Below are 23,485 nucleotides of genomic sequence, written 5' to 3'. Positions count from 1 at the left end.
ATCCGCGGCCGGGCGCCTCTGCCGTATGGGCGTACGCGGGTCGTACGGGGAGGTGTCTCCGGCAGTACGGGTCGGGCTCCGCGGGTCCGTGCGAGGTGCCGGTGCCCCCGGTGCGGGGGCTGAAATCAGCCGTCCCGGACGCTGATGCCGACTTCCCGCGCCGGGTGGCGCATCCTGGGTGGATGGGATGGGCGGAGTGTCGCGGTATGGGCACTTCGCCATGATCTACCAAGATGTGCGCCGGGCCGCGTGGGGCGACCCGTCGCGCATCGTGTTCGAAGAGGGGCTTGACGGATGAGTTCAGCAGCGGTGTCACCTCATGGCTTCACGGGTGTGCGGGGCCGTGGTTACCGGCCGGAGCAGGTCGACCGGTTCGTCGCGGAACTCTCTGACGACCGCGACGGGGCCTGGGAGCGTGCGGCGCGGCTGACCGTCCTCATGAAGGAGATGGAGGCCGCGTCCGCGGCGCTGGCCGAGCAGGTGGCCGGGCTGGCCCCGCAGACGTACGAGACGCTGGGCGAGCGGGCCAGGACACTGATCGCGCTGGTCACAGAGGAGGCCGCCGAGCTGCGCGCCGACGCTCTGGCGGCGGCGCAGCGGCTCCATGACGAGGCGGGCGCGGCGGAGCGGGGGCTGCGGGAGGCGGCGCGTACGGACGCGGACGCGGTGCTGGCCGCGGCGGAGGCGCACGCCCGGGAGGTGCTGGCCGCCGCGCAGGGTGAGTCGGACGGGCTGCGGGTCGCTTCGCGCAAGGACGCGAAGCAGTGGCGCGGTGAGTCGCTGGGTGTGCTGCGGGAGATGCGGGAACGTACGGCGGCGGCGCTGGCGGAGCTGGAGCAGGGGCACGGCGAGCGGGCCGAGGCGGCTCAGCGTGAACTGGCCGCCAGGGACGACGAGTTCGACACCCGGCATACGGAACTGATCACCCGGGCCGAGGCCCGCCTCGCGGAGGCGCACCGGACGCTGTCGGCGGCGGAGGAGTCGGCGCGGCACAGCCAGGAGGACGCGGACGCACGGGCCGCGGAGCTGATCGCGCACGCGCGGGTCCGTGCGGACCGTACGGAACGTGAGACGGAGCGGGTGCTGCGCGAGAACGGCGAGGCGCAGGAGGAGTTGCGGGCGCATATGTCGCATGTGAAGAGCAGCCTGGCCTCACTGACGGGACGCACCCCGGCGACCGACGGCAGTTGAACATCGGGCGGTCTCGGTACCCCGGCCGCTGACGGCAGTTGAACGCCGGGCCGCCCCCGGTGTGCCGGTGACCGAGGGCCGCCGACCGCCGGGCCGCCCCCCTCGGTGGGCCGCGCGCTTTTCGCGGGGCCGGTTCCGGTCCTGCCGATGACCACCGGGCCGTTGCCGGGCCGTCCTCTCCGCCGGGTGGAGGGGACGGCCCGAAGTCGGCCGGGGCGGGGGAGGAGTCCGCAGGCCGCGCCGCTGCGGCACCACCGATCGGCACCGCCAGGACTGCTCTCGGGCAGGGCCTTCCCCGTGGTCTTCCCGAGGCCCGTCCCACAGCTTTTCCACAGCTCGTCGAGACCCTTCCCACAGCCTTCCCACAGCTCTCTCCGCGGTCCTTCCCGGTGCCTTTCCGGCCGGGTGGCCCCGGGCCGGAAGAAGCAACTCCGGGGTGACCCGGAGTTGGTCATCAATTTCCTTGGGATCTGTCGTGACCGGGTGTTGCCGAGATCGGCCAACGCCTATGTTGCGGGGATGCGCCAAGTGTTCTTCGCGTCCTTCTCCAGGCCAACGTGGCCTGCTCCGAGCGGGGTTGAGGCCGGCAGCCGCGCGGCCGTCCGCCCCGTACACCTTTCCTGTCGAAGTGTCAGATTGTGCGTCGTGGGCCGCCTCTCAGGTGTCGCCCTCCCTGAGACAGGGCCCGCCCCGGAGTGCGGACCCCCTAGGGAGCGCCCCCTACGCGGGGCCGGGGTGGGTTCGTCCGGCCGGAGGAGGTGGGGGGCCGGGCCGGTCCCTAGCCTTCTAGGGTCTGGCCGGCCGGCCGGCCAGAGCCTGGGGGCGCCCGCACCGGAGGGGTGGGGGAAACCCCACGGCGGATGCGGATACGTGCACCAGTGTGCGGGGCTTCGCGGATCGACAGACTTCGACCATGCCTGCTGACCAGCAGGGCAGGAACGACATAGGAGATTTCACCGTGACAACGGCTGTGACCACTCCCAGGCACGGGGGTACTGGAGGGCGTACGGCCGTTGCCGCGCGAGCCCGGCAGGTCGTCAAGGCGTACGGGGCGGACGAGACCCGGGTCGTGGCGCTGGACCATGTCGATGTGGACATCGCCCGGGGGCAGTTCACCGCGATCATGGGGCCGTCGGGCTCCGGCAAGTCGACGCTGATGCACTGCCTCGCCGGACTCGACACGGTGAGCGAGGGGGAGATCTACCTCGACGAGACCGAGATCACCGGGCTCAAGGACAAGAAGCTCACCCAGCTGCGCCGGGACCGTATCGGCTTCATCTTCCAGGCGTTCAATCTGCTGCCCACGCTCAACGCCATCGAGAACATCACGCTGCCGATGGACATCGCCGGGCGCAAACCGGACGAGCAGTGGCTGCAACAGGTGGTGGAGACCGTGGGTCTCGCGGACCGGCTCAAGCACCGGCCGACGCAGCTCTCCGGCGGGCAGCAGCAGCGGGTCGCCGTGGCGCGCGCCCTGGCCGCGCAGCCCGAGATCATCTTCGGGGACGAGCCGACCGGGAACCTCGACTCGCGGGCGGGAGCCGAGGTGCTCGGCTTCCTGCGCAAGTCGGTCTCCGAACTGGGCCAGACCATCGTGATGGTGACGCACGACCCGGTGGCTGCCGCGTACGCGGACCGGGTGCTCTACCTTGCGGACGGCAGGATCGTGGACGAGATGAACAGCCCGACCGCCGAGCAGGTCCTCGACCGTATGAAGGACTTCGACGCGCGCGGGCGGACCTCATGACCGTCTGGAAGACCTCGATGCGCAACTTCTTCGCGCACAAGGGGCGGATGGCGCTCTCCGCCGTCGCGGTCCTGCTCTCGGTCGGCTTCGTATGCGGCACGCTGGTCTTCACCGACACCATGAACACCACGTTCGACAAGCTCTTCGCGGCCACCGCCGCGGATGTCACGGTCAGCCCCAAGCCCGTCAAGGGTTCCGGTGGCACCCAGAACGGCAAGCCGGACTCCCTGCCCGCCTCCGTGGTGCGCAGGGTCGCCAAGGCCGAGGGCGTACGGTCCGTGCAGGCCGGGGTCAGCAGCTCCAGCGTGACGGTCGTCGACAGCCACAACAAGGACATGGGCTCCAGCAACGGCGCCCCGACGATCGCCAGCAACTGGACGGCCAAAGAGACCAAGTCGATGAAGATCACCTCCGGCCACGCCCCGCGCGGCCCCACCGAGGTGATGGTCGACGCGGACACCGCGAAGAAGCACCACCTCGCACTGGGCGACGAGCTGCGCACGATCTCGGTCAGCGGTGACATCAAGGGCCGGATCTCCGGTATCGCCACCTTCGAGGTGACCAACCCCGGTGCGGCCGTCGTCTACCTCGACACCGCCACCGCGCAGCGGGAGCTGCTGGGCGGCCCGGACCTCTTCACGAACATCTCCGTCTACGCCAAGTCCGGTGTGAGCGATGTGCAGTTGAAGAAGGACGTGCGGGCGGCGCTGCCCGGTCCGTACAAGTTCGAGACGAAGAAGGAGAACGCCGACGCCAACCGCTCGGAGGTCGGCTCGGTCCTCGACGTCATGAAGTACGCGATGCTCGGCTTCGCCGGGATCGCCTTCCTCGTGGGCATCTTCCTGATCATCAACACCTTCTCGATGCTGGTCGCCCAGCGCACCCGCGAGATCGGCCTGATGCGGGCCCTCGGCTCCAGCCGCAAGCAGGTCAACCGCTCGGTGCTGATCGAGGCGCTGCTGCTCGGTGTGTTCGGCTCGGTGCTCGGGGTCGGCGCGGGTATCGGTCTCGCGGTCGGGCTGATGCGGGTGATGAGCGCCGTGGGCATGGACCTGTCCACGCAGGACCTGACGGTCAAGTGGACGACGCCGGCCGCCGGTGTGCTGCTCGGTGTCATCGTGACGGTCGTCGCCGCGTACATCCCGGCCCGCCGGGCCGGGAAGATCTCCCCGATGGCCGCGCTGCGGGACTCCGGTATGCCCGCCGACGGCAGCACCGGACGGATCAGGGCGGCGATCGGCCTGGTGCTGACCGTCGGCGGTGCGGCGGCCCTGCTCGGTGCGGCGGCCGCGGACAAGTCGACCCAGGGTTCGCTCTATCTCGGGATCGGTGTGGTGCTCACGCTCATCGGCTTCGTGGTCATCGGCCCGCTGCTCGCGGGTGTGGTGGTCCGGGCGATCAGCTCCGTCGTGCTGCGGATCTTCGGCCCGGTCGGGCGGATGGCCGAGCGCAACGCCCTGCGCAACCCGCGCCGTACGGGAGCGACGGGCGCCGCGCTGATGATCGGGCTCGCCCTGGTCGCCTGTCTGTCGGTCGTCGGCTCGTCGATGGTCGCTTCGGCCACCGACGAGCTGGACAAGTCGGTCGGTGCGGACTTCATCGTGCAGAGCGGCAGCGGCCAGCTGATCGTGCCGCAGGCGCAGAAGGCACTCGAAGCGGCGCCGGGCATCGAGCACGTCACCAACTACAAGGCCATCGACACGAAGCTGACGGGGCCCGACGGGAAGAGCGTGGACCAGCCGGTCGTCGCGGCCGACCCGACGTACGCCCAGGACCTGCGGCGCGAGACCGTCTCGGGCCACCTCTCGGCGGCGTACGGCAAGGACGCCATGTCCGTGGGCGACGCCTTCGCCAAGAAGCACCACATCAAGGTCGGCGACACCATGTCCGTGGCGTTCAAGAGCGGGCGGACGGCGAAGCTGAAGATCGCGGCGATCACCTCCGACGACACGAACGTCGACAAGGGGGCGATGTATCTGAACATCACCACCGCCGCGCAGTACGTGCCCGCCGCCAAGATGCCGCCGAACGTCATCATGTTCGCCAAGGCCAAGGACGGTCAGGAGAAGACCGCCTACGCCGGGCTGAAGAAGTCGCTGGCCGCGTACCCGCAGTACAAGGTCGAGGACCAGACCGACTTCAAACAGGAGCTGAAGGACCAGATCGGGCAGCTGCTCAACATCGTGTACGCGCTGCTGGCGCTGGCGATCATCGTCGCGGTGCTCGGTGTGGTGAACACGCTGGCCCTGTCGGTCGTCGAGCGGACCAGGGAGATCGGCCTGATGCGGGCGATCGGGCTCTCGCGCCGGCAGCTGCGCCGGATGATCAGGCTGGAGTCGGTGGTCATCGCGCTCTTCGGTGCGCTGCTCGGGCTGGCGCTCGGGATGGGCTGGGGCACGTCGGCGCAGCGGATCCTCGCCCTCAAGGGCATGGGGGTCCTGGAGATCCCGTGGTCCACGATCATCACGGTCTTCATCGCCTCGGCGTTCGTGGGCCTGTTCGCGGCTCTGATCCCGGCGTTCCGGGCGGGCCGGATGAACGTACTGAACGCGATCGCGACCGAGTGACCCACTGACCGGCCGGCCGGTGCGGTCCGCCCTCGCCGGGATCCTTCCGGTCCCGGGTGGCGGCTGCGGCGCCGGCTACGGCTACGGCTACGGCCACCGTTCCGGCCCTGTCCGGGGCGGCCGGGGCCGGGCCCCGTGATCGGGGGAGCACGGGGGAACGGGGGGATTCAGCCCCGGTGGACGCCAGGCGCGTCTGCCGGGGCTGAGTCGTGTCCGCCGGGTCCGGACGCCCGTCACCCGCCCGTCACCCGCCCGCCGTCAGTCCGGCGGAGGTGTCCACTGGGGTGTGGTGGCCGGTGCGGTGGGGGTGCTGTCCGCCGCGCCGGACGGGGATCCCTGGGAAGCGGAACCGGACGGGGCGGTGTCCGAGGATGAGGCGGGGGGCGGTGAGGCCGGGTCCGACCTCACCGGCGGGCCCGGCCGTTCGCCGGTTCCGGAGTGCCGGGGGCTCGGCGGCGCGGCGGGCAGCGCGGGAGCGGCGGGCTGGAATTGCAGCAGGACCGCCACCGCGCCGCTCGCCAGGACACACACGGTGGCGGCCGCGGCCGACGCCAGGACCCGGCGCCTGCGTCTGGCGCCCCGCGCCGAGACGTACGCGGCCGGCGGGGGCACCGCACTGCGGCCCGCGGACTCGGCGGCCTGCTTCATCGCGCGTGACAGGGCGTCGTCGGAGCCGTGACGGTGACCGTGACCGGACGCGTCATCGGCCGCGGAGGGGTATCCGCTGGGGTCCCCGGAGTCCCCGGAGGCCCCGGGGGCCCCGTGCGATCCGGGGGCCCCGGAGGCCCCAGAGGCCCCGTGCGATCCGGGGAAGCCCCCGGAGGCGGATCCGCGGGACTCCCCGGAGGAGGCTCCGTGCCCGGCCGCGCCGGCGGCGGGTCCGCGGCGGGGTCCGTTCTCGTACGCGGGCTGGTACTCGGTCTCAGACACCGTGCTCCTCCTCGGAGAGATGCGGCGCGAGCGAGGCGCGGGCGCGGGAGAGATGGGTCTTGACGGTCCCCGCCGCTATCCCCGTCTCCGCGGCCACCTGCTCGACGGTGAGATCGCACACGTAGTGCAGGACCGCCACCCGCCGCTGCCGCTCGGTCAGCTGCCGCAGCGCCGAGACCATCGCGACGGTGCCCGGATCGGGCTCGGGGACCGTCGCGGGGCGGGTGTCGCTGTGGCGGCGCCAGGCGTCGGCGCTCCGGCCCCGCCTGCGCCACCGGCTCACGGCGAGCCGCCACGCCACAGTCCGTATCCACGCCTCGGGCCCGGCGTCCCGGTAGAGCGCGGAGCGCCGGCCCCAGGCCCGTACGAAAGCCTCCTGCACCACGTCCTGGGCCTCGTGGAGATCGCCGGTCATCAGGTACACCTGTCCCACCAGCTGTTTCGCGGAGTGAGCGTAGAACTCCTCGAACTCCTCGACGGTCATGCGGCTCCCAGGCGTGGACAGATCTCATTCGGGTCTCATGGATGAATACGACGAGAAGGCCGGTCCGGTTGACAGGGGACGCCGACTTCTTCGTGAAGTCGTACGCTGGAGAGCCCCCGGCCCGTGAGACGTGTCGGGCCCTTCGCGTTGCACTGCGCACCACCAGCCCCACCCCCGTACCACCCCTTACGACCCCCGCACCACCCGCGCACGACCCTCGCACCACCCCCGTACGATTCCTGCCCCGCCCCTGCCCGCCACCATCTGATCTCCGGATCCACCGGACGGAAAGCGTTCTTCATGAGCCTGCACGGTCTGCTCGATGCCGCCATTTCGGATCCCGCGCTCGCCGAAGCGGTGAAGGCCGCCGGTGACGGGCACCGGATGCATGTCGATCTGGTCGGCCCGCCCGCCGCCCGGCCCTTCGCCGTCGCCGCGCTGGCGCGCGAGACCCGCCGCACGGTCCTCGCGGTGACCGCGACCGGCCGTGAGGCCGAGGACCTGGCCGCCGCGCTGCGTTCGTTCCTCCCGGCGGACCAGGAGGACACGGTGGTGGAGTACCCGTCCTGGGAGACGCTGCCGCACGAGCGGCTCTCGCCCCGCTCCGACACGGTGGGGCGGCGGATCGCGGTGCTGCGCAGGCTGGCGCACCCGCGCGCCGACGACCCGTCCGCGGGCCCGGTCAGCGTGGTCGTCGCACCGATCAGGTCCGTGCTCCAGCCGCAGGTCAAGGGGCTCGGCGACCTGGAGCCCGTGTCGCTGCGGACGGGTTCGTCCGCGGATCTGCCGGAGATCACCGAGGCGCTGGCCGCCGCCGCGTACGCGCGGGTGGAACTGGTCGAGAAGCGCGGTGAGTTCGCCGTCAGGGGCGGCATCCTCGATGTGTTCCCGCCGACCGAGGAGCACCCGCTGCGGGTGGAGTTCTGGGGTGACGAGGTCGAGGAGATCCGTTACTTCAAGGTCGCCGACCAGCGCTCCCTGGAGATCGCCGAGCACGGGCTGTGGGCGCCGCCCTGCCGTGAGCTGCTGCTGACCGACGACGTACGGGAGCGGGCGGCGGCCCTGGCGCTGGCCCACCCCGAGCTGGGCGAGCTGCTCGACAAGATCGCCGAGGGGATCGCGGTCGAGGGAATGGAGTCGCTGGCCCCGGTCCTCGTCGACGACATGGAGCTGCTGCTCGATGTGCTGCCCGCCGGTGCGATGGCCGTGGTCTGCGACCCGGAGCGGGTCCGCAGCCGGGCGGCCGACCTGGTGGCGACCTCGCAGGAGTTCCTCCAGGCGTCGTGGGCGGCGACCGCGGGCGGCGGGGACGCGCCCATCGATGTGGGCGCCGCCTCGCTGCGGGGCATCGCGGACGTCCGCGACCGGGCCAGTGAGCTGGGCATGATGTGGTGGACGGTGAGCCCGTTCGCCGCGGACGAGGAGATCGCGGACGACACCATCAAGCTGGGGATGCACGCCCCGGAGACCTACCGCGGCGACACCGCGCGCGCCCTCGCCGACACCAAGGGCTGGATCGCGGACGGCTGGCGCACGGTGTATCTCACGGAGGGGCACGGCCCGGCGAGCCGTACGGTCGAGGTGCTGAGCGGCGAGGGCATCGCGGCCCGGCTCGACGCCGACCTGGCCGAGCTGACGCCCTCGGTCGTGCATGTCTCGTGCGGCTCCGTCGACCACGGGTTCATCGACCCGGCGATCAAGCTCGCGGTGCTCTCCGAGACCGACCTCACCGGGCAGCGGACCGCATCGAAGGACCTGGGCCGGATGCCGGTCAGGCGGCGGAAGTCCATCGACCCGCTGACGCTGGAGACCGGCGACTTCATCGTCCACGAGCAGCACGGGGTGGGCCGCTACATCGAGATGGTGCAGCGCACGGTGCAGGGCGCGACGCGTGAGTACCTCCTGGTCGAGTACGCGCCCGCCAAGCGCGGCCAGCCCGGCGACCGGCTGTACATCCCCACCGACCAGCTGGAGCAGGTCACCAAGTACGTGGGCGGTGAGGCCCCGACGCTGCACCGGCTCGGCGGTTCGGACTGGACGAAGACCAAGGCGCGCGCCAAGAAGGCCGTCAAGGAGATCGCCGGGGACCTGATCAAGCTCTACTCGGCGCGGATGGCGGCGCCAGGGCACTCCTTCGCGCAGGACACCCCCTGGCAGCGCGAGCTGGAGGACGCCTTCCCGTACGTGGAGACGCCCGACCAGCTCTCCACGATCGCCGAGGTCAAGGAGGACATGGAGAAGACGGTCCCGATGGACCGGCTGATCTGCGGCGACGTCGGGTACGGCAAGACGGAGATCGCGGTGCGCGCCGCGTTCAAGGCCGTCCAGGACGGCAAGCAGGTCGCCGTACTCGTCCCGACGACCCTCCTCGTACAGCAGCACTTCGGTACGTTCACCGAGCGGTACGCGCAGTTCCCGGTGGTCGTACGGGCGTTGAGCCGTTTCCAGTCGGACACCGAGGCGAAGGCCACCCTGGAGGGGCTGCGGGACGGCTCGGTCGACATGGTCATCGGCACCCACCGGCTCTTCTCGTCGGAGACGAAGTTCAAGGACCTCGGCCTGGTCATCGTCGACGAGGAGCAGCGGTTCGGTGTCGAGCACAAGGAGCAGCTGAAGAAGCTGCGCGCCAACGTCGACGTCCTGACGATGTCCGCGACGCCCATCCCCCGTACGCTCGAAATGGCGGTGACCGGCATCCGCGAGATGTCGACCATCACCACGCCGCCGGAGGAGCGGCACCCGGTGCTGACATTCGTCGGCCCGTACGAGGAGAAGCAGATCGGCGCGGCCGTCCGGCGCGAACTGCTCCGCGAGGGGCAGGTCTTCTACATCCACAACCGGGTCGACTCGATCGACCGCGCCGCCGCCCGGCTGCGGGAGATCGTCCCGGAGGCGCGTATCCAGACCGCGCACGGGCAGATGGGCGAGAGCGCGCTCGAACAGGTCGTGGTCGACTTCTGGGAGAAGAAGTTCGATGTGCTGGTCTCCACGACGATCGTGGAGTCCGGGATCGACATCGCGAACGCCAACACGCTGATCGTGGAGCGCGGTGACAACTTCGGCCTCTCGCAGCTGCACCAGCTGCGCGGCCGGGTCGGCCGTGGCCGCGACCGCGGGTACGCGTACTTCCTGTACCCGCCGGAGAAGCCGCTCACGGAGACCGCGCACGAGCGGCTGGCGACGATCGCCCAGCACACCGAGATGGGCGCGGGCATGTACGTCGCGATGAAGGACCTGGAGATCCGCGGGGCGGGCAACATGCTCGGCGGCGAGCAGTCCGGCCATATCGCGGGGGTCGGCTTCGACCTGTACATCCGGATGGTCGGCGAGGCGGTGGCGGACTACCGTACGGCGGTCGACGGGCAGGCCGAGGAGGAGCAGCCGCTGGAGGTCAAGATCGAGCTGCCGGTCGACGCGCACGTCCCGCACGAGTACGCGCCCGGTGAGCGGCTGCGTCTCCAGGCGTACCGCTCGATCGCCTCCGCCACCACGGACGAGGACATCAGGGCGGTGCGCGAGGAGCTGACCGACCGGTACGGCAAGCTGCCCGAGCAGGTCGAGAACCTGCTCCTGGTGGCGGGGCTGCGGATGCTGGCGCGGGCCTGCGGGGTCGGCGAGATCGTCCTCCAGGGGCCCAACATCCGCTTCGCACCAGTGGAGCTGAGGGAGTCTCAGGAACTGCGGCTCAAGCGGCTCTACCCTCGTACGGTCATCAAGGCGGCGGCCCACCAGATCCTGGTCCCGCGCCCGACGGCCGGGAAGATCGGCGGGAAGCCGGTGGTGGGGCGTGAACTCCTGTCGTGGACCGGGGAGTTCCTGGCGTCGATCCTGGGGTCGTGAGGCGGGGGCACCGCGCCCCTTCGTGCGGGCCGGCCCGGGGCAGCCTCTCTAGGATGGTGCGGTCACGAACCCCTACCCGTCAGGACGGCCCTCCTTGATACGTACGCGCTCCGCCCTCCCCGCCGCCATGGCCGTCGTCGCCGCACTCGCCGTCGGCGGCTGCAAGAGCGACGACCTCGGCTCGTCCGGGGCGCCCGCCGGGCCCGGCGGGAAGGCGGCGCACGGCTCCGCGCTCGCCGCGGCCGACGCCCTGACCGTCAAGGGGCGTGCCCCCAAGACCGGTTACGCCCGCAAGGAGTTCGGCAGCGCCTGGACGGACACCGACCACAACCACTGCCCGACCCGGGACGACGTACTCAAGCGCGATCTGCGGGACGTCCGGTACACGAGCGGGGACTGCCAGATAGCGTCGGGAAAGCTGGTCAAGGACCCCTACACCGGGAAGACGATCTCCTTCGTACGCGGACACAGCAAGGTCGACATCGACCACGTCGTGGCACTCTCCGACGCCTGGCAGAAGGGCGCGCAGCAGTGGGACAGGACAAAGCGGACCGCTCTCGCCAACGACCCGCTGAACCTTCTGGCCGTCGACTCCTCCACCAACCGCAGCAAGGGCGACGGTGACACGGCCACCTGGCTGCCCGGGTACAAGCCGGCCCGGTGCGGGTATGTCGCACGGCAGGTGGCGGTGAAGAAGAAGTACGCGCTGTGGGTGACGGACGCCGAGAAGAACGCGATGAAGCGGGTCCTCTCCACCTGTCCGTCCGAGAAGCTGCCCACCGGCTGAGCCGGGCCGGGTGGGAGGCCGAGACGGCCGGCACGAAGGTGCGGAGCACCCCCACGAGTCCAGGAACCGAGGGTAGGAGGATCGATGAATTCACGCGACGGCACACCACGTGTGCGTGAGTGGTCGTTCGTCCTGCACCCCGAGGGTGCGCCGACGCAGGAGCAGTCCGACCGCTTCGATCACGCGGACGCCCTGGCCGGGGGGCAACTCGGCTGGGAGGAGGACCGGCACGGCACCCGTTTCCCCTGCGCGGTGCGGGCGCCCCATCTGGAAGAGGCCGTGGCCTGGGCCGTTGAACGGCTGGATGAACTGGGCATCCCGGTCGCGCGGGTCGAGATGCCACCGCCAGGCCCAGGCCCAGGCCCAGGCCCCGGCCCCGGCTCTGGTCCTGTTCGCTGAACGGCTGCGATCGCGGTGACGACGCGGACTCCGGAGAGCGGACACAGCGGCCCCGGCCGGCGGATCCTCCGAAAGGTTCCGCCGCCCGGGGCCGGGGCGCTCGGGGCGTACGGTCAGTTCTCGGCCACCGGGGCCCAGCGGATCCGGGTGGCGCAGACCGAGACCAGGAGGGCGGCGGCGGCCACGGCGCCCATGCCCCACACCAGGCTGCTGGCGTTCGCGATGAAGCCGATCATCGCCGGTCCGGCCAGCAGGCCCACGGTCCCCATCGCGGCGACCAGAGCCAGCGCCTCCGAGCCCTGCCGGGCGGCGGCGACGTACACGCAGGGCGTCACGGCCGCCACGCCCAGGCCGACGCAGGCGAACCCGACGAGCGCCGGGACCACGCCGCCCACCAGCAGGGCGAGGGCGAGCCCCGCGCCGGCCAGCACACTGCCGACGAGCACGACCCGGCCGTCGCCCCAGCGGGTGCGCCAGCCGTCGGCGAAGACGCGGGCCAGCACCATCATGACCGAGACGACGGCGATGCCCAGCGGGGCCACCGAGGCGGCTGCCCTGAGCACGTCCTTCATATAGAGCGCCGACCAGTCGTTCATCGCGCCCTCGGTCACGGTGCCGAACGCCATCGCGCACCCCATCCACAGCGTCAGACGCGACGGTACGGACAGCCGGCGGCGGCTCCTGGACTTCTCGGCGGATTCGGGCTGCCGCTGGTCCTCCGTGAGCAGCCCGGTCTGGGCGAACCCGACCAGGAGCAGCAGGACCACGGCCGCCGCACCGAAGTGGGCGGCCAGCGAGGTGGTCAGCGTGTTCACCCCGGAAGCCAGCAGCGCGGCTCCCAGTGATCCGGCGCTGAACGTGGCGTGCAGCCGCGCCATGGCCGTACGCCCGTACGCGGTTTCGAGCGCGGCGCCCTGGGCGTTCATCGCCACGTTCAGACAGCCCACGGCGATCCCGTCGCAGCCCACGACGATCACCGCGACCGGATAGCTGGGCACCACGGACAGGGCCAGCAGGAGCAGCCCGAGGCAGAGCGCGGACAGGGAGGCGAGACGGCGGGAGCCCAGCCGCCTCATCAACACGGTGACCAGGGGGAAGGACACCGCGGCGCCCGCCCCGCAGGCCATCAGCAGCAGGCCCAGCTGTGCCTCGGTCAGCTGGAGCTGCGACTTGAGGGTGGGCAACCGGGACGCCCAGGTGCCGTACTGGAAGCCCAGGAAGCAGAAGAGCGCCGCGATCGCCAGCTGCGCCCGGCGGAACGGGTCGCGGGCGCGGATCAGATCGAGCGGCCCCCGCCGGTCCCCGGTGGCCGGGGCCACCGGATGCGGTCCGGTTCCGACGTCGTGGTGGGTCACTTCATACCGCCTTCGACATGTACACCGCGTCCGCCCCGTAACTGCCCGGGAGCGCGACATCGCGGTGGGCCGCGTATCCGTTCGCCGACCAGAAGGGCTCGCTGCCCGCGACGGAGACGAGGGAGATGCGTTCGTGGGTCCTCGACCGGGCGGTCGCCGTGAGGTGGTGCAGCAGACGCTTCGCCAGCCCTCTGCCGCGCAGGCGTTCGTCGATGACGAGATCGTGCAGATGCAGATTGGGCGAGTGGAAGACGGTCTCCTCGGACCGGGTCAGATCGGGGTACTGGAACGGCGGGTAGGGCAGCGCCAGCAGATAGCCCGCCGGCTGCTCGTCGTGGTGCAGTACGAAGCAGGTGGACGGCGACGGGCGGCCCCGGGACTCCAGCGCGGCCCGGCCTTCGGAGAGCCCGCTCCCGGTGTACGTACGCGCTTCCAGCTCCGCGATGTCCTGCCAGTCGTCGGCGGTGATGTTCCGTATCCGGACGTCCGGGCTCATGAGGCCGGCCCCCGCACGCCGGGTGTCCCGGGGCCGGACGGCAGGCCACGGACCACCGTGTAGGGGAGCGGGCTGAAGCCGTTGAAGCCCTGGGTCGCGTAACTGGTCGCGTAGGCACCGGAGGAGAGGACCCAGACCGGGTCGCCCGACGCGATGCCTTCGGGGACCTGGACGAGACGGTCCTGATGGGCGTAGGCGTCGTCGCTGTCGCAGGTGGGCCCCGCGACGACGGCCGGTACGGTGGCCGCCTCCGGGTGGGAGGGGAAGACCAGCCGGTACTGGAGCTGGTCCATCTCGTACAGGCCGTTGAACTTGCCGCAGCTGAGGTACAGCCAGTGCTGGCGGGTGCCGTCCAGCTGCTCCCGGGTGGACAGCCGCGCCACCTGGGCCCGGATCGCGCCGTGGTCGGCGACCAGATGGCGGCCCGGCTCCATGACGAAGTCCAGCGGGGAATCGGAGGCCGCGCGCAGTTGCCGCATGCCCTCGCGGATCGCCGCGAAGATCTTGTCCAGGGGCGGATCCAGCGGTCTGCCCCGGCTGTCGAGATAGCCGAGCGCGGGCAGCCCGCCGCCGAGGTTGATGTGGTCCAGGTGGATGCCCCGCTCCCGCAGGGCCACCAGGACGGAGGCGAGGCGCGCGAAGGCGCTCTCCCATGCCTCGGCCGTCATCTGCTGGGAGCCGACGTGCACGGAGAGACCGGCAGGTGTCAGCCCCGCCGCCCGCGCCGTCTCCAGCACCCGTACGGCGTCGGTCCCCGAGCAGCCGAACTTCTTGCTGAGCCCCCAGAGCGCGCCGTCGCCGCTGGTGGCAAGCCGGCAGAACACCCGCGCGCCGGGGGCGTGGGCGGCGATGGCCGCCACGTCCTCCACGCTGTCCGTGGCGAAGTCCCGGACGCCGAGCCGGTGCGCGTCGGCGATGTTCCGGTCGGACTTGATGGTGTTGCCGTAGTGGATCCGGCCGACCGGTACCCCGGTCCTGATGGCCCGCTCGATCTCCTGGGGGCCGGCCGCGTCGAACCCGGCGCCCTGCCCGGCCAGACAGTCGAGCACCTCGTCCACCGGGCAGGCCTTCATCGCGAACCGTACGTCCACGCCCGGCAGTTCCCAGGTGAGCGCGGTGTACTGGTCCCGGATCCCGCCGAGGTCGAAGACGATCCGGTCGTCGGGAGCCGCCGCCAGCGCCTCGTGCAGGGCGGGGTTCAGCGGGGCGCTCCTGAGGTGAGCGCTCTTGAGGCGGGCGGCCTCCGAGTGGTCGGTGTCCGGGCCGGTGGTGTCCGGACGGGGAGTGTCCAGGTGTCTACTGCTCATCGATGCCCGCTTCCCTGCTCACCCGTATCAGTGGTTCCCAGGCCTCGATCAGCAGGGCGAAGTCCTCCATGTCCCGCTGGGCCTCGTTGAGCAGCCGGTCGCCGCGTGCGGCCAGGAGACCGGCGAACTCGGCGTATCTGCCGCCGAGTTGCCGGTAGGAGCGGTCGAGGCTGCGCAGCCGCTCCTCGTTCTCCTCCCGGTCCAGCCAGCAGCTCTCCCTGACGAGTGCGGCCACCGTGTCCGCGCGCAGCCGCACCCGGTCGTCGAGCAGCGTGTCGCCGGCCTCGGCCAGCCGCCCGTACACGGCGTTGAAGTAGAGCATCGACAGGAAGAACTTCACCAGCCGCAGCTGGTACGCCATGAACCCGGCGTCGGTGCGGCGTTCCCCGGTGTAGTAGTTCACGATGTGCCGGTTGTGCAGGACGCCGGGCAGCCCCGCGTCGTGCACCAGATGCATCAGGAAGTAGTCGCTGCCGATGGTGTCGGTCGCGGGCGGCAGCGGCACGCTCTCGTACACCTCGCGGTGGAAGCTGATGTTGCACATGTCCACCCGCATGGGGTCGACCGGGCCGACGGTCGAGTGGTCGCCGGTGAACGGGTCGGTGCCCGCCCCCTTGAACGCCTCGGCGACCAGCTCCTCCTTCGCCTCGTCGGCCCACTCGCGAGGGGCCCACAGGCTGACGACGTCGTGGTAGACGGACGGGGCGAGTTGCTGGATCTCGCCGATGTCCACGGAGAGTTCGCCCACGAAGGAGCTGCCCACCAGGGACACCGTCCGCTGCGCCTGGGCCGGTTCGATACGTGTGTCGGACACGCCGCCCACCGCGTCTGCGGCGCGCTTGCCGAGCGACATCAGCTCGTGGTGGACGGGGAACACCGGTTCGCCGTCCCACGTCTGGTAGGTGCTGTCCGAGTCCCTTCGGTGCACCGAGTCGCAGCCGAGCGCGGCGGCGAACAGGAAGGCGCGGTTGGTGCAGGCGCCGTACGAGACCTCCGGGGGCAGCATGAGGTCGAGCAGCAGATCGGGCTTGGGGACGTCCGCACGGGCGATGAACCGGCGCAGCAGGGAGCGCTGCGCGGTCTCGTCCAGGTGGTGCACGATGACCTTCGGCGTCCCGGTGGGCTCGGCGGCGGCCTTCGCGTGCTCCGCGACGTCGCTCTCGTCCGACGAGTCCAGGATCAGCAGCCGCACCTCGACGTCGAAGTGCGCCGCCGCGTACTCGGCCTCGGCGCGCAGGGCCGAAATCGTCCCCGTGCACGCCCTGTTGGTGGGAAGGGTCAGACAGATTCGGTGCATGTCAGTTCTCCGGTTGACCGCTCTGCGTTCCGGCCGCCCCAGGTGTCGAGTCCCAGAAGCTTCGCGCCGAGGCCGCTCAGTTCGGCGGGGCCGTACCTGAGGGATTCATGCTGGGTCGCGTCGCCGACCAGCGTCTTGTTCCAGTCCGGGGTCGAGAGGGTGCGCCAGGAATCGATCCGGGACTTCCGCATCTCCTCGTGGGATTCAAGGGCCGGCATCATCGACAGGTACTGGACGGCGCGGACACCGCTCTGCGAGAGGTTGCGCGCGACCCCGTGGGCGAGCAGCCCGTTCCAGATCAGCAGATCGCCCGCCTTCAGCTCCGGCTGTACGACGGGGAACTCGGCCCGGTCGGTGCCCGGCCTGATCGGGTCCCGGTCGGCGGGCTGCGCGATCTTCCACCGGTCGAACTGCCGGAACAGCTCGGGCGAGCACTGGAACCCGCCACGCTCCGGCTCGGTGTCGTTGAGCGCGATGATGCCCTGGACGCGCTGGGGCAGCACACTGAGTGTGGTGTCGACGTCCCAGTGCAGCTCGATGTCGAAACCCTTGTCCGTGGGCGCGATCAGCGCACGGTCACGGTTCTTGATGTTCGGCGGGTTCAGGTTGAGCCGGTCCAGGGTGACCCACAGCTCCTCGCAGTCCCACACGTCGACGAACGCGTCATAGACACGCTGTGCCTGCCGGCTGTCCCAGATGAGCTGGTGGTGGTACGCCTCCACGAAACCGTAGATGTGCAGCTCCCGGTCCAGGTCGGAGCGGAACTCCCGGTCCTCGTACCAGGTCTCGGGGCGCTCCGGGTCGAGGCCCTGGAAGTCCCAGGTGAAGTCGAGCAGCCGCTTCGCCGCGGCGGCCGGTATCGCCTCCGGTACGACGATGTAGCCGTACGTCTGCCAGAAGGCGAAGTCCTCATCCGAGAGCACGCGCAGCGGCTGCGACTTCTTGATGTCCCGCAGCGGTGTCTGCGCCAGGTACATCTCCCCGTCCGTACTGAAGTAGGGGGTGTCCGATGCGGCTCGATGCAGATAGGGGTCAGACGTCGACATGCAACCACTCCAGGTGCGTATGTGCTGGTTCTGATGGATCGAGCGCGGCCGGCGAGGCGGCGCGGTCACGCGCGGGCCGCAGCGGGCGGCCCGGCCGCGTGGGGGTGCCGTCGGCGGACCGGGGGTCCGGCGGGACGGCGGCTGGGGGGCGGGAGTTCATCCGCGCCGCGGTGGACGCGGTGGATGCGGTGAACGGGGTGAATGCGGCGGCTGCGGCGGCGTTGCCGCGCGCGCTCTCCGGGCCGCACCGCACGGCGGGAGACGGTCCCGCGGTGCGGTGGGTGCCGGGGTCTGTGGGTGTACGGGGGTGCGGGTGTGCGGTCTGTTGGTGTGCGGGTGGTGTACGGGCGTGCCGGGTGCGGTTGAGGGGTTCCGGGGTGTGCGGGCCCTCGGTGTGCTGCTCAGCCGGCCAGTGCCTCGGCCGCCGCCACACCCGATGCGGTGGTCGCCCCGTAGGTCGCGATGTGCACCGCGCCCTGGATCTCCGATGCGGGCAGGCCCATCTCGATGACGACGGAGTCCGGCCGGGCGTTGAGCAGATGCTTGAGCGAGTCCGTCATCCAGGTGTGCCGGTAGGCGTCCCGGACCACGACGACCAGCGGCCGTCCGGCGGCAGGACCGAGTACGTACTGGTCGAGTACGCCAGGGTCCGCCGCCATGTCCTCCTCGTGGATCCCCACCGATGTCGTACCGGCCAGCCGCTCGCGCAGCGGGGCCGCGACACCCCAGGGGGTCTCCTTGGCGATGGCGAGGTTCATCGTCGGGATGAGCTCCGCGACGTGTGGCGCGGCACCGAGCGGGAGGGTGCCGCCGTCCGCCGTGGTCAGACGCAGCGCGCGCCGGGCGGCCACGAAGCCGATGTCCGACTTGATCCGGTGCGGCGGTGCGGCGTGGTAGATGCCGTTCGACCAGTCCGAGAACACCTCGACCCGGGTGACCGCCTCCCGCAGCCGTTCCTCGGTCAGTTCGCCGTTGTGGACGGCGGAGACCAGGGCCGCGCTCAGCAGGTCGACCACCTCGGGGTCGGCGCTCTCACCGCCGACGCAGACCGCGTCGGCGCCGCCCGCCACCGCCCGTACGGTGGCGCCGTCGATGCCGTAGAGGCCGCTGACGGCCCCCATCTCGATGGCGTCCGTGACGACCAGGCCGTCGAAGCCCAGCTCCGTGCGGAGCAGGTCGACGAGGAGGCGCCGGCTCAGCGTGGCGGGGAGGTCGGCGTCGTAGGCCGGGACGAGCAGATGGCCGCTCATGACGGCCCGTACGCCGCTCTCCATGGCCGCCCGGAACGGCGGGAGGGCCTGCTCCCTGATCTCATCGGCCGTCGCGTTGTAGCGGGGCAGCCCGAGGTGGGAGTCGACCGCGGTGTCGCCGTGCCCGGGGAAGTGCTTGGCGCAGCCCGCCACTCCGGCGGACTGCAGACCGCGGATCCAGGCGCCGGTGTGCCGGGCCACCAGATCCGGGGACGAGCCGAAGGACCGCACCCCGATGACCGGGTTGTCCGGGTTCGAGTTGACGTCGGCGCTGGGCGCGTAGGTCAGGCTGATGCCGGCCGAGCGCAGCTCGTGGCCGATGTCCCGGCCGACCGCTTCGGTCAGCTCCGTGTCGTCGATCGCGCCGAGGGCCAGGTTCCCCGGACGGGTGCTGCCGGTCAGCGACTCGATCCTGGTGACGTCGCCGGCCTCCTCGTCGATGGCGATGATGAGGTCCGGGTTCTCCGCGCGCAGCTGCCGGGTGAGGCGGATCAACTGCCCCGCGTTGGCGATGTTGCGCGAGAAGAGGACGACACTGGACAGTCCCTCACCGATCCGGCGGAGCAGCCAGTCCGGTGCCTCGGTGCCCTTGAAGCCAGGCTGGAGGATCTTGAGGGCGAGATGCGTCAGTTCACTGCTGGGTGTGCTGGGCAAGGTCAGCCGGGCCTTCCTGGCGTGCCGATAGGGGACCGAGCCGCCACGCGCTTGGTCCAGACCAATTGGATATTGGCCTGGACCAAGCGTCACGTCAAGTGCTGAGGTCTCTCGCACGCGCCCCTGTTCGCCCGAAATGACTACCCGTCAGTATCCGTTCATCTGCTGCCGAATGGGGTCACAAGGCACACTTCACCGGCTACTCGCCGTGCCCCCGGACGATCTCCTTCACCTTGGCCACCGCGAAGCCCAGGCCCTGCTCGACGGTCGGTTTGGCCGGGACGGCGATCTCGTCCGGGTTCGTCAGGACATCCAGCAGGACGGGTCCCGGGGTGTCCAGGGCGCGCTGTACGGCGTCCTCCAGATCGGCGGGATCGGTCACCCGGATCCCGGTGATGCCCATCGCGGTGGCGACGGCGGCGAAGTCCGGATTGTCGAGCACCGTACCGAACTCGGGCAGCCCCGCCTGCTCCTGCTCCAGCTTGACCATGCCGAGCCGGCGGTTGTCGAACACCACGAGTTTCACCGGGAGTTCATTGCTCCGCAACGTCATCAGATCGCCCAGCAGCATGCTCAGGCCGCCGTCACCGCAGAAGGCGACCACCTGCCGCCCGCGGTCCAGGCACTGCGCACCGAGTGCGTGGGGCATGGCGTTGGCCATCGAGCCCAGGTTGTACGAGCCGAGCAGCCGCCGCGCCTTGCGCATCTCGACGAAGCGCGAGAGCCAGACGGTGGCCATCCCGGTGTCGGAGGTGAAGACGGCGTCCTCGGCCGCGAGCCGGTCCACCGTGGCGGCCAGCGCCTCGGGACGGATCCCGTGCTCCGGATTGTCCAGCGCCGAACGGGCCCGCCCGACCGCCTTCCTGTCGTGCTCCGGGTCGGCGAGCCTGGCCTGGTCCTCACGCCAGCTCTCGAAGTGCTTGCGCGCGTGGTCCAGATGACCGCGGTCGCGCCCGCCCCCGTCGCCGAGGTGCTTGAGCAGGTCCCGCACGGTGGCGCCCACATCCCCGACCAGACCGGTCTCGACCGGGACGCGCCGCCCGATGTGGGTGGCCTCGGTGTCCACCTGGATGACGGACTTGCCCTCCGGATACCACTCCCGGTACGGGAAGTCCGTACCCAGAAGCAGCAGGGTGTCGGCGCTGTGCAGGGCCGATGCCGCGGCTGGGTTGCCGATCAGCCCGGTCTGCCCGACCTGGAACGGGTTGTCCGGGCCCTCGAAGCCCTCCTTCGCCTTGAGCGTGAGCACCATCGGCGCGGCCAGCCGGTCCGCCAGGGCCAGTACGTCGTCACGGGACGCGCGGGCACCCTGGCCGACGAGCAGGGTGACCCGCCCGGCCCGGTCGAGCAGCCCGGCAGCGTCGCGGGTGGCCGACTCGTCGGGCCGGGTCACCGCGGTGCTCAGCGGGAAGCGGGCCGCGCGGTCCGTGGTCAGCTTCCGGTCCCCGATGTCGGCGGGCACGGTGAGCACGGCGACGCCCTTGTGCCCGATGGCGTTCCGTACGGCCGCCTCCAGCATCTGGGGCAGCTGGTCGGGTGAGGAGACGGTCGCCCGGAAGACCGCCACATCGCTGAAGAGGGCGTCGTTGTCGACCTCCTGGAAGGCGTCGCTGCCGATCTCGGCCAGCGGTACCTGGCCCGCGATGACCAGGACCGGCGTGCGGCTCTTGGCCGCGTCGTACAGCCCGTTCAGCAGATGGACGGAGCCGGGGCCCACGGTGCCCATGCAGACGCCGAGCCGGCCGGACAGCTGGGACTGGGCGCTCGCGGCGAAGGCGGCCGCCTCCTCATGGCGGCAGCCCACCCACTCCACGCCCTCGGTGGTGCGGATGGCCTCGGTCACGGGGTTGAGCGCGTCCCCGACGACGCCGAACACCTGGTGGACGTCGAGTTCACTCAGTGCGTCCACGATGACGCGGGCAACGGTACGGGTCACGGAAGCCTCCGGTTGGGACGTGCGGAAGTGGTGAGAGAAGAGCTGAGGTGGCCGAGGGGTCTCGGATCAGACGGTGAAGCGGTCGGGGTCGGCCGCGTGCCAGTCGGCGGCCCAGGACTCGGGGGCGTCGGCGAGCAACTGCCCGGGGGCCAGCCACTCGTACATCTCCGCGTACGAGCGCACGGTGAACGGGTCGATACGGCGCCGCAGCATGTGCGGCCGCAGATCCGCCGGGTCCGCCACCCCCATGCTGGCCATGATCTGCTGCGCGCTCGCCACGGTCGCGTGCTGGAAACGCTGGACCCGGGGCGTCTTGTCCCCGACGTCCAGCGCGCGGGCGCGTCTCGGGTCCTGGGTGGTGACACCGGTCGGACAGGTGTTGGTGTGGCAGCGCTGCGCTTGTATGCACCCCACCGCGAACATCATCGCCCGCGCCGAGTTGCCGTAGTCCGCGCCCTGCAGCAGACGTTTGACCAGGTCGGCGCCGGTGGCGATCTTGCCGCTGGCCCCGATCCTGATCCGGTCGCGCAGACCGGTGCCGACCAGGGCGTTCTGTACGTCGATCAGGCCGTCGGTGAGCGGGGTGCCGATCTGGTCGGCGAACTCCAGCGGGGCCGCGCCGGTACCGCCCTCGGCGCCGTCGACGATGATGAAGTCCGGGGTGATGCCCTCCTCCAGCATGGCCTTGCACACGGCGAGGAACTGGCGGCGCGAGCCGGGGCAGAGTTTGAACCCGGTGGGCTTCCCGTCGGACAGCTCCCGCATCCGCGCCAGGAAGCGGACCAGTTCGCGTGGGGTGGAGAACGCCCGGTGGTACGGGGGCGAGATGACGGTCTCGCCCTGCGGGACCTCGCGCACCCGGGCGATCTCGGCGTTCACCTTCGCGCCGGGCAGTACCCCGCCGATACCCGGCTTGGCGCCCTGCGACAGCTTGAGCGACACACACTTCACCTGGTCGTGCGCCGCTTTGTCGGCGAACTCCGCCGGATTGAAGGCGCCGTCGTCGGTGCGGCATCCGAAGTATCCGGTACCGATCTCCCAGACCAGGTCGCCGCCCGGCCGCAGATGGTACGCGGAGAGGCCGCCCTCCCCGGTGTCATGGGCGAAACCACCCGCCGCCGCACCGCCGTTGAGCGCCAGGACCGCGTTGGCCGACAGCGATCCGAAGCTCATCGCCGACACATTCAGCAGCGCCATGTCGTACGGGCGGGTGCAGTCGGGTCCGCCGATCCGTACCCGGGGCTGGGTCTCCGGCACCGGGCAGGGCGCCATCGACGGCACCAGGGACTCGTAACCCGTCGCGTAGACATCGCGCTCGGTCCCGAACGGCTCCTCGGCCGCGGTGCCCTTCGCGCGTTCGTAGACGATGCTCCGGGTGTCGCGGTCGAAGGGGCGGCCGTCGTAGTTCCGTTCCACGAAGTACTGCTGCAACTCGGGCCGCAGAGCCTCCAGAAGGAAGCGGGCATGCCCGATGACCGGGTAGTTGCGCAGCACCGTGTGCCTGCGCTGGGTCAGGTCCCACACGCCGAGCAGCCCGGTCAGAGTGAGCGGCACGGCCGCGAACAGCCACCACCACGAGATCTGTCCTGCGGCTCCCCATGCGGCGAGAGCCGCAGCGACTGTCAGTCCGACGCAACCGATTCGTATCACTCCGAACGGCTTGCCCCGTTCGGCTCTTCCACACATCGGGGAGTCCCCGGGTCGTGTGCGCTGCGCCTCACCGGGCCCCGGAGCCCCTTGGCAGTGCGCCCGCCCCGTGGTCCCTCCTGCGAAGAGCAGGATCCCCGCCCTGTTCACCGTTCAATTGAAGCCTTGAGGACCAGGATTCCTGGCTCCTTTTGCGTGCTCCCCGCGCGTGAGTTTGACTGTACGGGCAAGGAACGAATCCCCCCATAAGGATGGGAAGCGTCATGAACTCCACTGAACCGGTGACCGACCGCCTGGCGACGACGGACCTCGACGAGGACGTCGAAGCAGCACTCAACCCGGGCGAGGCCGAGGGCGTCTTCCGCGACTCGCGTGAATGCGCGGCTCTGGCACTGATCGGCGGGTCGGGTGCGTTGCTGCTCTCGCCGCCGACTCCGCGCCCGAAGAAGGCGTAAGCAGTCGCACATGGACCAGTCACGTGCGACCTCCCGCATCGCGGGGGCTGTACATGACCTGGCGTCCGAGGTGGTCTTCGCTCTGCAGAGCGAAGAC

The 23,485-nt window shown here is 70.9% G+C and carries 17 protein-coding genes; 8 read left to right on the top strand and 9 right to left on the bottom strand.

Translation table 11 applies throughout. The features are described 5' to 3' along the window. Nucleotides 1-294 precede the first annotated feature (294 nt). From ACFXBC_RS25615 to ACFXBC_RS25600, 4 genes are all read left to right on the top strand, one after another. The gene (locus ACFXBC_RS25615) at nucleotides 295-1,191 is read left to right on the top strand and encodes a cellulose-binding protein (RefSeq protein WP_385028913.1); all 897 of its coding nucleotides are present in this window, start codon (nucleotides 295-297) and stop codon (nucleotides 1,189-1,191) included. A 958-nt stretch (nucleotides 1,192-2,149) separates the two neighbouring features. Continuing rightward, a complete protein-coding gene (locus tag ACFXBC_RS25610) occupies nucleotides 2,150-2,938 on the top strand; it encodes an ABC transporter ATP-binding protein (RefSeq protein ID WP_385028922.1) in 789 nt (262 codons plus the stop codon). Continuing rightward, the gene (locus ACFXBC_RS25605) at nucleotides 2,935-5,505 is read left to right on the top strand and encodes an ABC transporter permease (protein ID WP_385028910.1); all 2,571 of its coding nucleotides are present in this window, start codon (nucleotides 2,935-2,937) and stop codon (nucleotides 5,503-5,505) included. Before ACFXBC_RS25610 ends, ACFXBC_RS25605 begins: the two co-directional genes overlap by 4 nt. 286 nt (nucleotides 5,506-5,791) lie before the next feature. Further along, nucleotides 5,792-6,184, top strand: a complete 393-nt coding sequence (locus tag ACFXBC_RS25600) for a hypothetical protein (RefSeq protein WP_385028907.1) — start codon at nucleotides 5,792-5,794, stop codon at nucleotides 6,182-6,184. Between the two features lie 243 nt (nucleotides 6,185-6,427). On the opposite strand, the gene ACFXBC_RS25595 is transcribed toward ACFXBC_RS25600, so the two are convergent. Next, nucleotides 6,428-6,919, bottom strand: coding sequence for a SigE family RNA polymerase sigma factor (locus ACFXBC_RS25595; protein ID WP_385028904.1), 492 nt, complete (start codon nucleotides 6,917-6,919; stop codon nucleotides 6,428-6,430). Between the two features lie 300 nt (nucleotides 6,920-7,219). Here ACFXBC_RS25595 and mfd point away from each other — a divergent pair, with 300 nt between their 5' ends. The 3 genes from mfd (at nucleotide 7,220) to ACFXBC_RS25580 (ending at nucleotide 11,945) form a co-directional block, all read left to right on the top strand. Further along, nucleotides 7,220-10,759 (top strand): transcription-repair coupling factor, encoded by a 3,540-nt coding sequence (mfd, locus tag ACFXBC_RS25590; RefSeq protein WP_385028901.1) that lies wholly within the window; start codon nucleotides 7,220-7,222, stop codon nucleotides 10,757-10,759. Nucleotides 10,760-10,853: 94 nt separating this feature from the next. Then, nucleotides 10,854-11,546, top strand: coding sequence for an HNH endonuclease family protein (locus tag ACFXBC_RS25585; RefSeq protein ID WP_385028898.1), 693 nt, complete (start codon nucleotides 10,854-10,856; stop codon nucleotides 11,544-11,546). An 84-nt stretch (nucleotides 11,547-11,630) separates the two neighbouring features. Next, nucleotides 11,631-11,945, top strand: a complete 315-nt coding sequence (locus ACFXBC_RS25580; RefSeq protein WP_385028895.1) for a hypothetical protein — start codon at nucleotides 11,631-11,633, stop codon at nucleotides 11,943-11,945. Between the two features lie 113 nt (nucleotides 11,946-12,058). Here ACFXBC_RS25580 and ACFXBC_RS25575 read toward each other — a convergent pair whose 3' ends face one another. The 8 genes from ACFXBC_RS25575 to ACFXBC_RS25540 form a co-directional block, all read right to left on the bottom strand. Beyond that, nucleotides 12,059-13,225 carry an MFS transporter gene (locus ACFXBC_RS25575; RefSeq protein ID WP_385028919.1) on the bottom strand — a complete coding sequence of 389 codons (1,167 nt, stop codon included), beginning with the start codon at nucleotides 13,223-13,225 and terminating at the stop codon, nucleotides 12,059-12,061. 76 nt (nucleotides 13,226-13,301) lie between these two features. Next, nucleotides 13,302-13,796: a GNAT family N-acetyltransferase gene (locus ACFXBC_RS25570; RefSeq protein WP_385028892.1), complete on the bottom strand. Its 495-nt coding sequence runs from the start codon at nucleotides 13,794-13,796 to the stop codon at nucleotides 13,302-13,304. Beyond that, nucleotides 13,793-15,103 carry a type III PLP-dependent enzyme gene (locus ACFXBC_RS25565; RefSeq protein ID WP_385028889.1) on the bottom strand — a complete coding sequence of 437 codons (1,311 nt, stop codon included), beginning with the start codon at nucleotides 15,101-15,103 and terminating at the stop codon, nucleotides 13,793-13,795. The genes ACFXBC_RS25570 and ACFXBC_RS25565 overlap by 4 nt, the downstream gene beginning before the upstream one ends. Next, a complete protein-coding gene (locus tag ACFXBC_RS25560; RefSeq protein WP_385028886.1) occupies nucleotides 15,093-16,400 on the bottom strand; it encodes a DUF6271 family protein in 1,308 nt (435 codons plus the stop codon). The genes ACFXBC_RS25565 and ACFXBC_RS25560 overlap by 11 nt, the downstream gene beginning before the upstream one ends. Then, nucleotides 16,382-17,446 carry a phytanoyl-CoA dioxygenase family protein gene (locus ACFXBC_RS25555; RefSeq protein WP_385028883.1) on the bottom strand — a complete coding sequence of 355 codons (1,065 nt, stop codon included), beginning with the start codon at nucleotides 17,444-17,446 and terminating at the stop codon, nucleotides 16,382-16,384. Before ACFXBC_RS25555 ends, ACFXBC_RS25560 begins: the two co-directional genes overlap by 19 nt. 401 nt (nucleotides 17,447-17,847) lie before the next feature. Then, nucleotides 17,848-19,350, bottom strand: coding sequence for a glycoside hydrolase family 3 protein (locus ACFXBC_RS25550; protein WP_385028880.1), 1,503 nt, complete (start codon nucleotides 19,348-19,350; stop codon nucleotides 17,848-17,850). Nucleotides 19,351-19,549: 199 nt separating this feature from the next. Next, nucleotides 19,550-21,286, bottom strand: a complete 1,737-nt coding sequence (locus ACFXBC_RS25545) for a thiamine pyrophosphate-dependent enzyme (RefSeq protein ID WP_385028877.1) — start codon at nucleotides 21,284-21,286, stop codon at nucleotides 19,550-19,552. 66 nt (nucleotides 21,287-21,352) lie between these two features. Continuing rightward, entirely contained in the window at nucleotides 21,353-22,936 is a 1,584-nt protein-coding gene (locus ACFXBC_RS25540) for an FMN-binding glutamate synthase family protein (protein ID WP_385028874.1), read from the bottom strand. Between the two features lie 260 nt (nucleotides 22,937-23,196). Here ACFXBC_RS25540 and ACFXBC_RS25535 point away from each other — a divergent pair, with 260 nt between their 5' ends. Next, the gene (locus ACFXBC_RS25535; protein ID WP_385028871.1) at nucleotides 23,197-23,388 is read left to right on the top strand and encodes a hypothetical protein; all 192 of its coding nucleotides are present in this window, start codon (nucleotides 23,197-23,199) and stop codon (nucleotides 23,386-23,388) included. Nucleotides 23,389-23,485: the final 97 nt, after the last annotated feature.

The sequence above is a fragment of the Streptomyces sp. NPDC059398 genome, from assembly GCF_042751845.1.
Classification (GTDB): Bacteria; Actinomycetota; Actinomycetes; order Streptomycetales; family Streptomycetaceae; genus Streptomyces.
This window is presented reverse-complemented; position numbering and strand designations above follow the sequence as displayed.